Origin of the sequence: Actinomyces haliotis, assembly GCF_015355765.1 — a bacterium.
Taxonomy (GTDB): Bacteria; Actinomycetota; Actinomycetes; order Actinomycetales; family Actinomycetaceae; genus Actinomyces; species Actinomyces haliotis.
In genome coordinates this window covers 107624-120045 of record NZ_JACWNA010000008.1, presented here as the reverse complement: position 1 = coordinate 120045, position 12422 = coordinate 107624, and the positions used below count along the sequence as shown (strand labels likewise).

General features: G+C 73.9%; 11 protein-coding genes. 4 read left to right on the top strand and 7 right to left on the bottom strand.

Annotation, left to right across the window (positions count from 1 at the left end; all coding sequences use genetic code 11):
- Positions 1 to 674 precede the first annotated feature (674 nt).
- The 4 genes from IXW69_RS06160 to IXW69_RS06145 all read left to right on the top strand — a co-directional run bounded on the left by IXW69_RS06160 (position 675) and on the right by IXW69_RS06145 (position 2782).
- The gene (locus IXW69_RS06160) at positions 675 to 1208 is read left to right on the top strand and encodes a phage holin family protein (RefSeq protein ID WP_194785473.1); all 534 of its coding nucleotides are present in this window, start codon (positions 675 to 677) and stop codon (positions 1206 to 1208) included.
- On the top strand, positions 1205 to 1933 hold the full coding sequence (locus IXW69_RS06155) for a DUF3618 domain-containing protein (RefSeq protein ID WP_194785472.1): 729 nt from the start codon (positions 1205 to 1207) through the stop codon (positions 1931 to 1933). Before IXW69_RS06160 ends, IXW69_RS06155 begins: the two co-directional genes overlap by 4 nt.
- Positions 1930 to 2334, top strand: coding sequence for a DUF3618 domain-containing protein (locus tag IXW69_RS06150; RefSeq protein ID WP_194785471.1), 405 nt, complete (start codon positions 1930 to 1932; stop codon positions 2332 to 2334). Before IXW69_RS06155 ends, IXW69_RS06150 begins: the two co-directional genes overlap by 4 nt.
- Positions 2335 to 2560: 226 nt before the next feature.
- A complete protein-coding gene (locus IXW69_RS06145) occupies positions 2561 to 2782 on the top strand; it encodes a DUF3073 domain-containing protein (RefSeq protein ID WP_067941776.1) in 222 nt (73 codons plus the stop codon).
- Between the two features lie 75 nt (positions 2783 to 2857).
- Here IXW69_RS06145 and purM read toward each other — a convergent pair whose 3' ends face one another.
- The 7 genes from purM to IXW69_RS06110 form a co-directional block, all read right to left on the bottom strand.
- Positions 2858 to 3997, bottom strand: coding sequence for a phosphoribosylformylglycinamidine cyclo-ligase (purM, locus tag IXW69_RS06140; RefSeq protein WP_194785470.1), 1140 nt, complete (start codon positions 3995 to 3997; stop codon positions 2858 to 2860).
- Positions 3994 to 5751: an amidophosphoribosyltransferase gene (purF, locus tag IXW69_RS06135; protein ID WP_194785487.1), complete on the bottom strand. Its 1758-nt coding sequence runs from the start codon at positions 5749 to 5751 to the stop codon at positions 3994 to 3996. Before purF ends, purM begins: the two co-directional genes overlap by 4 nt.
- A 99-nt stretch (positions 5752 to 5850) precedes the next feature.
- Complete coding sequence (locus IXW69_RS06130; protein ID WP_194785469.1) at positions 5851 to 7554, bottom strand: RNB domain-containing ribonuclease; 1704 nt, start codon at positions 7552 to 7554, stop codon at positions 5851 to 5853.
- Positions 7555 to 7721: 167 nt separating this feature from the next.
- Positions 7722 to 9860, bottom strand: a complete 2139-nt coding sequence (locus tag IXW69_RS06125; RefSeq protein WP_194785468.1) for a PTS fructose transporter subunit IIABC — start codon at positions 9858 to 9860, stop codon at positions 7722 to 7724.
- Between the two features lie 75 nt (positions 9861 to 9935).
- On the bottom strand, positions 9936 to 10949 hold the full coding sequence (locus IXW69_RS06120; RefSeq protein WP_194785467.1) for a 1-phosphofructokinase family hexose kinase: 1014 nt from the start codon (positions 10947 to 10949) through the stop codon (positions 9936 to 9938).
- Positions 10946 to 11716, bottom strand: a complete 771-nt coding sequence (locus IXW69_RS06115; protein ID WP_323745201.1) for a DeoR/GlpR family DNA-binding transcription regulator — start codon at positions 11714 to 11716, stop codon at positions 10946 to 10948. Before IXW69_RS06115 ends, IXW69_RS06120 begins: the two co-directional genes overlap by 4 nt.
- A 182-nt stretch (positions 11717 to 11898) precedes the next feature.
- Positions 11899 to 12303 (bottom strand): sterol carrier family protein, encoded by a 405-nt coding sequence (locus IXW69_RS06110; protein WP_194785465.1) that lies wholly within the window; start codon positions 12301 to 12303, stop codon positions 11899 to 11901.
- Positions 12304 to 12422 lie beyond the last annotated feature (119 nt).

Sequence of the window (12422 nt, the reverse complement as noted above, 5' to 3'; positions counted from 1 at the left end):
GGCAGGGCCTTGTCGAACAGGCGCTTGCCGTCCCTGTTCAGGGCGGTGGCCCAGTGGTCGGACTTGCCGACATCGATTCCGATGAACACATCGATCTCGTCGGTGCGCATCGCGGTGCTCCTTCGTCTCGCAGGACACGGGGCCAGCCTCGAGCGGCTGGTCCCGCACCCACGTTACGAAAGGACTCGAGTCTCGGTCCGTTCCCCTGATCAGCGGTGAACCAGCAGCCCTGCGGCGGCCGGTGACAACACCCCCCGGATCATTGTGAAGACAGGGGCAAGACATCATGCCGACCACCGCTGGCCCGGCCACCGGCATCCCTACACCGGCAACCACCAACAAGGTAACGGGTACGGGATCGGGTCGCCTGCGGCGTCCCGAGGGAGGGCGGGCCGGTCGCGCGGGGTGGTGGGGTGTCGGGTCGAGGGTGGCACCGCAGGATGAACGACGGTCGACGACGAGATGATCACTATTCGATCACGGCCCGCTCGGCGGCGGGCGGTTCCCGTCTCCGCACGGATGACCGGGGGCTGCACGCGAGTCCGCAAGGCCGTGCGCGGTGGGCGAAGCCGCTGCTCCGGGGGCGCGTTGTGACGTGAGTTATGAGATTCTGGTTCCTGAAAAGAAGCGCACGGACCTTCGTCCCGCGCATCGTCTCAAGAAGGTCGGTCCCCATGACCCAGCAACCGAGCACTCCCTCGTTCGACCCCGAGCAGCCGTCCGGGCTGCCCGGCGCCGAGGGCCCCTACCCCGCACGCGGCGAGGACGTCCCCGCGGCCGCCCGCGCGGCCCGCGCCCGCGGCACGCAGCCGACCCTCGGCGAGCTCGTCGCCCGCATCTCGGAGAACGTCTCCGGCCTCGTCCAGGGCGAGATCGCCCTGGCCAAGGCCAAGGCCCAGGAGATGGGCAAGAAGGCGGGCCTCGGCGCCGGCCTCCTCGCAGCCGCCGGCGTGCTGGCCCTCTACGCGCTCGGATTCCTCTTCGGGTCCGCGGCGTCCGGCCTCGCCAACGTCGTGTCGCCGTGGCTGGCCAAGCTCATCGTCGCGCTCATCATCCTCGTCGTCTGCGGGATCCTCGCCCTCATCGGCAAGTCGCGCCTGCAGGCCGGCCTCAAGGACGTGCCCGCCCCTCAGGAGGGCCTCAAGCACGACGTCCAGACCGCGAAGGTCGCCATCAAGTCCGGTATCGAGAAGGGGAGCCAGAAGTGAGCGACGACAAGAAGAGCGTGACCCCCTCCAACGACCCCACCATCATCGAGGCGGACCTCCTGGCCCGCCGCCGTCGCCTCGCCGGCGACCTCGAGCAGCTCGGCGAGCGCCTCGCTCCCGAGGCCCTGAAGTCCCAGGCGAAGGACGCGTCCCGCACCGCCGCCAACGAGGTCGTCTCGGCGGCGAAGTCCCAGGTCCGATCGGCCCTCGCCGGCGCCCAGGACAAGGCCCGGCTGCGGTTCTCCGAGCTCACCGGCCGCGCCGGCGAGCTCGCCTCCGACGCCCGCTACAAGGCGGAGGAGCTCGGCAACCAGGCCCGTACCAAGGCCGACTCCGTCTCCACGGACGCGCGTCTCAAGGCGGAGGAGCTCTCCGCTCAGGCCCGCACCAAGGCGGACGAGGCCAAGACCAAGGCCTCCGAGACGGCCGACGCCGCGCGCGCCCGCCTGTCCAAGGACGAGCCCGTCGCCGACGGCTCGCTGACCGCCACGACGCGCCTCGTCGACGGCGAGGCCGCCCCGGTCGGCTACGGCGCCCTCAAGGACTCGGAGGTCAAGGACTCCTTCGACCCCGCCGAGGCCCTGCAGTCCGCCGGCGACCGCGTGACGCGCCTCTTCGACGACGCCCGCGACGGCGAGCCGCAGTCCCTCGCGATCGTGACCGGCGCGGCCCTCGGTCTCGCGGGCCTGTCGGTCACCGCCCTCGTCAAGGCCCTGCGCTCTTGAGCGCCTCGGCCGCCGACGGCGAGCGCCTCACCGCCGCCGAGCTCGAGGAGCGCCTCGTGCGTCAGCGCGAGGACCTCGCCCGCAGCGTCGACGAGCTCGCCTCCCGCGTGGACCCGCGCACCCAGGCCCGTGAGGCCGGGGCGCAGGTCGCGGACCGGATCGGCTCGACGGCGGACGACCTTCGCCGTCGCGCCGCGGACCTCGGCTCGCGCGCGCAGGACCCGAGCACCTACGACGCCCTGCGCGAGCGCGCCCGCGAGCTCTCCGAGCGGGCCCGTCGCACCGTGCGGGACGCCCAGGAGGGCGACCCGGAGTCGATGCGCGCCGTCGCCGTCACGGCCGGTGCCGCGGTCGCGGCGCTCGCCCTGGGCGGCCTCATCTCCAACCGCGGCCGGGACTGACCGGCCACGACGTCGTCGGCGGCGCTCCCCCAGCGGGTGCGCCGCCGTCGTCGTGCTCGGGGCATCGACTGGCACGTCGCTGGCGGCGTGGCGAGACCCACGCGGCACGGGAGCGCACCGAATGGTGCGAGCGCGCGACAGCGATGTACGGTTGCCCCACGACACATTTGCCCAAGTGATGCGCGCCCACGTGCGCGCCCAGAGATTGTTGGAGGGGGTCGAGCCTATGGGGCGCGGCCGTCAGAAGGCCAAGGCGACCAAGGTCGCCCGTAAGCTCAAGTACTTCAGCCCGGAGACCGACTACGCGGCGCTCGAGCGCGAGCTCGTCAGCGCGTCGTCCAGCGCCGAGGCTGACGACGAGATCGACTACGAGGAGCTGGCCTCCAAGTACAACGTCGACGACGAGGACGATGACTGGGAGGACGGCGACTCCGCCTCCCGAGCCTGACACCGATCGCAACGAGCGAGGGGCCGGCAGCCACGTGGCTGCCGGCCCCTCGCCGTGCGTCGGGCGGACGCGGGCTCAGGCGGTGCGGTACTCGCCGTAGATGTCGACGCTGCCGCCGTCGACGCCCTTGGTCCCGGAGACGACGCGGCCGACGGTCTGGTACGAGGAGGCGTCGTGGACGCTGCCGAGCGTCCAGGCGGGCATCCCGGAGCCGTTGGCGAGGTGGAGGACGGCGTCGGCGACGTCGGGGTCGACGACGGCGATCATGCCGACACCGAGGTTGAGGGTGCCCTCGAGGTCGTCCCAGGGGACCTCGCCGAGGCGACGGACCATGTCGAAGACAGGAGGGACCACCCAGCTGGAGCGGTCGACGTCGGCGACGAGCCCGGCCGGCAGGACGCGCGCGAGATTCGCGGCCAGTCCCCCGCCCGTGACGTGCGAGAGGGCGTGGATCGGGGAGGGCGCGGCGTCGGTGGTGAGGGCGTCGAGCATGGCGAGGCAGACGCGCGTGTAGAGGCGCGTGGGTTCGAGGAGCTCCTCGCCGACGGTGCGGCCGAGCTCGGGGACCTCGCGCTCCAGGCCCCACCCGGCGTGCTCGATGACGCGGCGGACGAGCGAGTAGCCATTGGAGTGCAGACCGGAGGACCCCATGGCGATGAGGACGTCGCCGTCACGGACCTTGTCCGCGCCGAGGACGCGGTCGGCCTCGACGACACCGGTGGCGGCGCCGGCGACGTCGTAGTCGTCGGGGCCCATGAGGCCGGGGTGCTCAGCGGTCTCGCCGCCGAGCAGCGGGGTGCCCACCGCGGCGCAGGCGTTGGCGACGCCGCGGACGATGTCGGCGATCCGCTCGGGGACGACGTGACCGCAGGCGATGTAGTCGGTCATGAGGAGCGGGCGCGCTCCCACGACGATGATGTCGTCGACGACCATGCCGACGAGGTCCTGGCCGATGGTGTCGTGGACGTCGAGGGCCTGGGCGATGGCGACCTTCGTGCCGACGCCGTCGGTGGAGGTGGCGAGGAGCGGCTGACGGTAGGAGCGCAGGTCGGAGACGTCGACGAGACCGGCGAAGCCGCCGACGCCACCGACGACGGCCGGGGTCATCGTCGCGGCGACGGAGGCCTTCATGAGCTCGACGGCGCGGTCACCGGCGGCGGTGTCGACGCCGGCGGAGGCGTAGGTGATGGCCTCAGGGGCGGGAGTCTGGCTCATCGGGCGGTTCCTTCGTCAGGGGTCTGGGGCTGCTGGTCGGCCGAGGCCGCGGGTGCGGCGGCGCGGCGCCCGCCGAAGGGCGGGATGGTGAAGCGGGGCGCGCTGTCCGGCGTCGTGGCGCTGGCGGGCAGGGAGCTGACGACGGCGGGGGCCGCAGGCTGCTCGCCCACCGTGGCGACGGCGACCGGCGCGGAGTCGTGGCGGCGCCGGTAGACGCTGGGGACCCGCGAGATCGGCAGGGTGCCGATCGGGATGCCCTCGGCCGGCGGCCTCATCGGGTAGGTGCCGGTGAAGCAGGCCATGCACAGCGAGTCGGCGGGCTGGCCGGAGGCCTCCACCATGCCGTCCACGGAGAGGTAGCCGAGGGTGTCGGCACCGACGGACTCGCGGATCTCCTCGACGCTCATGCCGGTGGCGATGAGCTCGGCGCGGGTCGCGAAGTCGATGCCGTAGAAGCAGGGCCACATGACGGGCGGGGAGGAGATGCGGATGTGGACCTCGGCGACGCCGGCCTCGCGGAGCATCTTGACCAGGGCGCGCTGCGTGTTGCCGCGGACGATGGAGTCGTCGACGACGACGAGGCGCTTGCCCTCGATGACCTCGCGGACCGGGTTGAGCTTGAGGCGGATGCCGAGCTGGCGGAGCGTCTGGGTGGGCTGGATGAAGGTGCGGCCCACGTAGGCGTTCTTGAACAGGCCCTGGCCGTAGGGGATGCCGGACTCCTGGGCGTAGCCGATGGCGGCCGGCGTGCCGGACTCGGGCGTGGCGATGACGAGGTCCGCCTCGACCGGGTGCTCGCGGGCCAGCGCCGCGCCCATGGCGTTGCGGGCGGCGATGACGGAGCGGCCGGCGATCTTGGAGTCGGGGCGCGCGAAGTAGACGTACTCGAAGACGCACCCGGAGCGGCGGGGCCGGGCGAAGTGGGTGGAGCGGACACCGTCGGCGTCGATCTCGATGAGCTCGCCGGGCTCGATGTCCCGCACGTAGGTGGCGCCGACGATGTCGAGGGCGGCGGTCTCGGAGGCGACGACCCAGCCGCGCTCGAGGCGCCCCAGGACGAGGGGGTGCATGCCGTGGGGGTCGCGCGCGGCGTAGAGGGTCTGCTCGTTCATGAAGACGAGCGAGTAGGCGCCGCGCAGGAGCGGGAGGACGCGGCGCGCGGTCTGCCCGATCGTGAAGGGCGGCGCCGCGGCGGCCTCTTCCTCGGCGAGGGGCTCGTAGAGCTCGGTGTCGGCGTCGTCGGGGTCGACCGGGGAGTCGCCGTCGAGGCCGCCGCGCTCGGAGACGAGGTTCATGATCGCGGCGATGACGGCGGTGTCCGTGGAGGAGCCGCGGCCGAGCTCGCCCGTGAGGTCCTCGCCGCTCGTGGCGCGCACGGCCTCCATGAGCTGGCGGGTGTTGGTGAGATTGCCGTTGTGGGTGAGCGCGAGGGTCGAGCCGGCGACGGGGCCGAGCATCGGCTGAGCGTTCTCCCACGTGGTGGCGCCCGTGGTCGCGTAGCGGACGTGCCCGACGGCCATGTGACCGGTGAGGGCGGAGAGGCTGCGGTCCTCGAAGACCTGCGAGACGAGGCCCAGGTCCTTGTAGACGAGGATGTGGGAGCCGTCCGTCGTCGCGATCCCGGCGGCCTCCTGGCCGCGGTGCTGGAGGGCGGTCAGACCGAAGTAGACGAGCCGGGAGACCTCCTCGCCGGGGGCCCAGACACCGAAGACGCCGCACTCCTCCTGGACGGGGGGCTCGATGTCGCCCGGCATCGGGCGGCGGTCCGCGGGGGTGGGAACGGTGGTCTGGGAGTCGTCTCCTGATCTCACGGCCGCATCATCCCACAGGGCGCGGAGCGCGCCGTCCCGGGGTCAGTCGGTGACGAGCGCGAAGTCGATCCGGCCGCTGGCGACGTCGACGTCGTCGAGGCGCACCCGGACCCGCTCCCCCACCGGCAGCTCGCCGGCCTGCGCCGTGAGGGCTCCGACGACGGCAGGCTCGCTGAGCATGACCTCTCCGCGCTGCGGCGCGCCGTCCTTGCCCTCCTTGGCGGAGGTGATGACGCCGTCGAAGACGTCGCCCTCGTGCCCGCGCAGGACGAGGGCCTCGAGGGCTGCGACCGCCCCGCGCCCGATCGCGCGGGCGCGCTGGCCCGTGGTCGCCATGACCTCGGGCAGCCCGGGCAGCGCCTGGAGCACCCAGGACGGCACCGAGGCGCCGGCGCAGGCAGCGACGCAGACCTCCTCGCCGTAGCGGTCGACGAGCCGGCGCAGCGGGGCGGTGACGTGCGCGTAGCGGGAGGCGATGGCGGCGTGGACGGCCTCGGAGGTGTCGGCCTCGTCGTCGTCGACGGGGACGGGGACCCCGCCGACGCCGAAGGCGAGGTAGCCGGCACCACGGAAGAGGCTGAGCGCCTGGTCGATGAAGGCGGCGTGGGCGGGGAGAGCCGGGTCGAGGGTGCGGACGAGCTCGGGGTAGCCCATGGCGTCGGGCCACTCGACGTGGAGCGCGCGGGCCACGCCGCGCAGACGGGCGTAGTCCTTGGCCCCCGCCGGCGGCATGGTGCGCAGGATCCCGACGCCGGCGGCGACCATGATCCGGGCCGCGCAGATCCCGGTGAGGAGGGAGACCTGGGCGTTCCACTGCTCGACTGAGAGGGCCGCACGGAACACGAGGCGGTAGCCGGTCGGGGTCCCGTCGGGGCCGGGCTCGCCGGCGGGCTCGATCTCCTGCTCCGGGCTCTCGAGGGAGACGCCTCCGCGCGCGACCTCGCGCTCCTCGCGCAGCGTCCCGATCTCGCGGAGGAGCTCGGGCAGGTCGGCGGGGACGGCCTCGGGCAGGCGACCGGCGGCCTCGGGCTCGGCGTCGAGCGCGTCCTGGACCTGGGCGTAGGTGAGGCGGGCGCGGGAGCGGACGAGGGCGCGCTCGACGCGCGCCGAGAGGACGCGGCCGGTGACGTCGAGCTCGATGGTCCACAGGCAGCTGGGCCGCTCCTGATTCGGGAGGAGGGAGGCGGCGCCGTGCGAGAGGACCTCCGGGTGGAGGGGAGTCGAGTGGTCGGGGGCGTAGACGGTCTCGCCGCGGCGGGAGAGCTCGGCGTCGAGGGCGCCGCCGGGGACGACGAAGGCGGCGAGGTCGGCGATGGCGTAGGTGACGCGGTAGGCGGCGGGACCGGTGGCGCTGCCGCAGGAGACGGCGGTGGGCGCGACGGAGCCCGTGCTGACCGCCTCGTCTGCGGCTGCCGGCGGGGCCGTGGCCGCAGCCGCCTCACGGGACTCCTCGGCCGCGTCGAGGCGCTCGAGGAGGACCGCCTGGTCGAGGTCCATGGAGCCCGGCGGGTCGATGGTGACGAGGGCGAGGTCACGGGCGTCGCGCACCGGGATGCCGTCACGGTGGCCCTGAGCCAGGTAGCGCTCTGCACCGCCGTCCTCCCAGGCCTGCGCCGCCTTCTCCGCCTCGGCGAGGGCCTCGGACGGGAACGCGGCAGGGACGCCGGCCTTCTCGCGCAGGGCGTCGAGGGCGGTGACGACGTCGGCGGGCGGGGCGGTGTAGGAGGTGAGACGCGTGCGAGCCATGTCACGAACCTACCCGGGGCACCCCGACCCGGCAGGCCGAAGCGCCAGGGCCGGCCCCCTCCTGCAACGCGCCGTCGGGCGGGTCCCGGTGGTCCGGGGCCCGCCCGACGGCGGTTGGTGGCGGTGCCGCGCCAGGGGGCACGACTGGGGCGCTCGGGCGCCGCTGCTCAGGCCGCGGCGGCGGCGGGCACCTCCGCGGAGGCAGCCGTCTTGCGGGCCCCCATCCGCTTGAGGAGCAGCGTGAGGGCGCAGGAGATGAGGGCGCCGATGACGATCGACAGGACGAACCAGAGCTTCCCGTCGATGGCGAAGAGGACGAAGATGCCGCCGTGCGGGGCGCGGGAGCCCACGTGCATCGCCATGGAGAGGGCACCGGTGACGGCGCCGCCCACCATGGCGGGCGGGATGATGCGGGCCGGGTCCGCGGCGGCGAAGGGGATCGCGCCCTCGGAGATGAAGGAGGCGCCGAGCAGCCAGGAGGCGCGCCCGTTCTCCTTCTCCGCGGCGGTGAAGAGCTCGGGGCGCAGGGTCGTGGCAAGCGCGAGGGCGAGCGGTGGGACCATGCCGGCGGCCATGACGGCCGCCATGATCTCGTAGGAGGCGGTGGTGGCCGAGGCGAGGCCGGCGGTGGCGAAGAGGTAGGCGGCCTTGTTGACGGGACCGCCCAGGTCGAAGCACATCATGAGGCCGAGGACGATGCCGAGGAGGACGCCGGCGCCGTTGTTCGCCATGGAGGTGAGCCCGTTGTTGAGGCCGTCCATGAGGGCGGCGAGGGGCTTGCCGAGGAACATGTACATGAGGGCGCCGACGACGAGCGTCGTGACCAGCGGGATGATGACGACGGGCATGAGGCCGCGGAGCCACCTGGGTGCGTTGAGCCCGGCGAGCCAGGCGGCGAGGTAGCCGGCGAGGATGCCGCCGATGAGGCCGCCGATGAAGCCGGCGCCGACGGCGACGCTCACGAGGCCCATGATGAAGCCCGGGGCGATGCCGGGACGGCCCGCGAGCCCGAAGGCGATGTAGCCGGCGAGCGCGGGGACGAGCAGGCCCATGCCGGTGGAGCCGAGCAGGTAGAGCACGGCGCCGAGGTAGGCGCAGAAGGCGGAGTGCCCGAGGGCGTGCGGCGCGGCGTAGGCGGCGTTGCTGAGGTCGGGCAGGTGCCACAGGGAGGTGGCGGTGATGCCGTTCGTGCCGTCGCCGACGACGATCGCGGAGGCCGTCTTGGTGATGTCGTAGCCGCCGAAGAGGAAGCCGAGGGCGATGAGGAGGCCGCCGGCCGCGACGAAGGGGATCATGTAGGAGACGCCGGTCATGACGGCCCGCTGGAGCCGGCGTGCCCAGTGCTCGTCCTTCTGCTCGGCCTCGGAGTCGGCGTCGCCGGTGGCAGCGGGGACCGTGGGCGCGTTCGGGTCGTCGATGAGGGCGAGGGCCCGGTCGAGCAGGGAGCCGGCGTCATTGACGGCGGCCTTGACGCCGACGTCGACGACCTTCTTCCCGGCGAAGCGGGACCGGTCCTTGACGGGGAGGTCGTGTGCGAAGACGACGGCGTCGGCGCGCTCGATGAGGGCGGGGTCGAGCCAGTCGATCTTGCCTGAGCCCTGTCCCTCGGCGTGGACCTCGACGCTCCTGTCCTTGCCGGCCTGCTCGAGGGCCTCGGCGGCCATGAAGGTGTGGGCGATGCCGGTGGGGCAGGAGGTGACGGCGACGATGAGGCGCTCGTTCCCGGCCGCGTTCGCGGGGGCGCTCGTGCGCTGGGAGGCGGCGTCGCCCGCGTCCGCGGCGGTGGCCCCGGCGCTCCGGCCTGCGTCGGCGTCGGCGTCGTCGAGGAGCTCGGGCTGGACCTGGCTCGTCACGAGGCGGACGACCTCCTCGGGGCTGCTCGCGGCGCGGAGGGCGTCCGTGAAGTCCTTGCGCATGAGGCCTCGGGCCAGCTTGGCGAGGAGCTGGAGGTGGAGGTCGTCGGCACCGGCGGGCGCGGCGATCATGAAGACGAGGTCGGCGTCCTCGCCGTCGGCCGCGCCGAAGCTCACGGGGCTGGCCAGGCGGGCGAAGCCGAGGGAGGCCTCGAGCACGTGCGGGCTGCGGCAGTGCGGGATGGCGATCCCGCCGGGGATGCCGGTCGGCGCGGTGGCCTCACGGGCGAGGGCGTCGGTGGCGAGGCCGTCGGGGGTGTCGGCGCGTCCGGCGTCAGCGACCACCTGGGCGAGGTACTCGATGACGTCCTTCTTGTCCGAGCCCGTGGGCGCGTCGAGACGGACGAGCTCCGGGACGATGAGCGGCGTGCTCGCCGTTGCTGGTGTGGACATGGTGCTTCCTTGCTGTCCGGGGGTGGGGATGTGCGTCGGTGCGGGTTCAGGGGCCGTCATGCGGGCGGCGAGGGCTCAGGCGAGCCGGGTGACGACGGAGGCCTGGGCGGGCAGGTCCTCCGTGGTGGGCAGGGTGGTGCCGGGCAGGCCTGCGGCCGCGGAGCCGTAGGCCATGGCGGTGGCGACACGGGTCTCCTCGTCACCGCCGCGGACGTCGGCGAGGACGTAGCCGGCGACGGAGGAGTCGCCCGCACCGACGGTGGAGATCACCGGGACGTCGGGTGCGGTGGCGTGCCAGGCGCCGTCGCGGGTGACGAGGACGGCGCCGGCGGGGCCGAGCGTCGCCATGACGGAGCCGATCCCGAGGTCGACGAGGACACGGGCGGCGGAAACGACGGGCTCGAGCTCGCCGCGGACCGCGCCGTCCTCGAGGGCCATGGCGCGCTCGGCGGGCAGGCCGGCGAGCTGGCCGAGCTCCTCGCCGTTGGGCTTGATGAGGTCGGGAGCGGCGTCGGGCAGGTGCGCGGCGAGGGCGGCGAGGGGCGCGTCGGAGGTGTCGACGGCGATGCGCAGGCCGGGGACGGCTGCGCGCAGGCGCGACACGAGCCGGACGTACCAGTCGGTGGGGACGCCCGGGGGCAGGGAGCCGGAGAGGACGGCCCAGTCGTGGTGCCCGGGGTCGGTGCTGCCGGCGGCCGCGGTGCGCGCCGCCTCGACGAGCGCGTCCTCGACGGCGGCGGCCTCGGCCTCGGTGAGGCCCGCGCCGCGCTCGTTGAGCTTGGTGGTGGTGCCGTCGGGCTCGGTGACGGCGGTGTTGACGCGCGCGGCGCCGGCGACCGGCACGGGCAGGACGGTGAGGCGCTCGGCGTCGACGGCCTCGAGTGCCCGGACGAGCGGGTCGTGCTCCGCGGCGGGGAGGACGGCGGTGGCGGCCTCGCCGGCTGAGGTGACGACGCGGGCGACGTTGACGCCCTTGCCGCCGGGCTCGACGGTGACCGTGTCGAGCCTGTTGACACCTCCGCGGACGAGGGCGCCCGGGAGCGTGACGGTTCGGTCGAGCGAGGGGTTGGGGGTGAGTGTGAGGATCATGCGACGAGGACCTCGGTTCCGGTGTCGGTCAGGTGGGTTGAGAGAGGGGCTGGGACGGGGGCGTCGGTGACGAGGAGGTCGACGTCGTCCGTGTCGGCGAAGGAGACGAGGTGCTCCTGCCCGATCTTGGTGGCGTCGGCGAGGACGACGACGCGACGTCCTGCGGCGGTCATGGCGCGCTTGACGGCCGCCTCGTCCGCGTCCGGGGTGGACAGGCCGTGCTGGGCGCTGAGCCCGTTGGTGCCGAGGACGGCGACGTCGGCACGAAGGTGCGAGAGGACGTCGAGAGCCTCAGGACCGACGGCGGCCTGGGTGAGGCCGCGGACGAGGCCGCCGAGGGCGCGCACGGTGAGGTCGTCGCGGGCGGCGAGGCCCGCCGCGATGAGCACCGAGTCGGTGACGACGGTGAGCCCGAGCCCCTCCGGCAGGTGCCGGGCGAAGGCGCCCGTGGTGGTGCCGGCGTCGAGGAGGACCGTGGCGCCACGGGGCAGGTCGAGGGCGGCGACGGCGCGGGCGGCGATGCGGTCCTTGGCAGCGGAGCGGGAGGCCTCGCGCTCGACGACGCCGGTCTCCGGGGTGGCGAGGGCTGGTGCTGGAACGGCCCCGCCGTGGACCTTGCGCAGGGCGCCGGCTCGGTCGAGGGCGGCAAGGTCGCGCCTGATGGTCTCGACGGTGACGCCGTGGGCTCGCGCGAGATCGGTGACGGCTGCACGGCCGTCGCGCTCGACGGCGGCGACGATCGCGTGCTGACGTGCCTGGGCGTTCACGCGGCCTCCTCGCCTGCCCGGGGGCGGTGCCGTCATGGCACTACCCGATGTCCGTTCGGGCACCATTGTAGACATTATTGCGTCCGAGCGGAAGGCTGCGGCACAAATGCTGGTCGAAGTGGGGAACAAACATGCCCGAACGGGCAGCGAGGACGTGGGGTCGGGGTGCGCCCGCTCTCCTCTCAGGCGCGAACGAGCGGGAGGTAGGGCGAGAGGTCGCAGCGCTCGCCCGAGGCGTGCAGCGCCCCGGAGGCGAGGGCCTCGTCCCAGGAGAGACGACCGGTCGCGAGGGCGAGCCAGGTGGCGGCCTCGGTCTCGACGACGCTCGGCGGGGTGCCACGGCGGTGGACGGTGCCGGAGACCGCCTGGGTGACTCCGTGGGGAGGGACCCGGACCTCGACGGCGTGGCCCGGCGCGCAGGCCGTGAGCTCCTCAAGGGTGAAGCGGACGGCCGTCGCGAGGGTCCTGCGATCCGGTGCCGCGCCCGACGTCGGCGCGCCCTCGTCTGCGGCGGCGTCCTGGGACTCGGCCCACTGGCGCAGGGCGTGGACGCCTGCGGCGGTCTCGATGCGACGGCGTGCTGGCATGGCGGCCACGCTACCCCGCGCACGACGGAGCCCCGGGCCGCACGTGGCGGTCCGGGGCTCCGTACCGTGCACCTGGGTCTGCGCGACACTTCCCCGAGGGGCGCGCCCGGGTCAGGCCC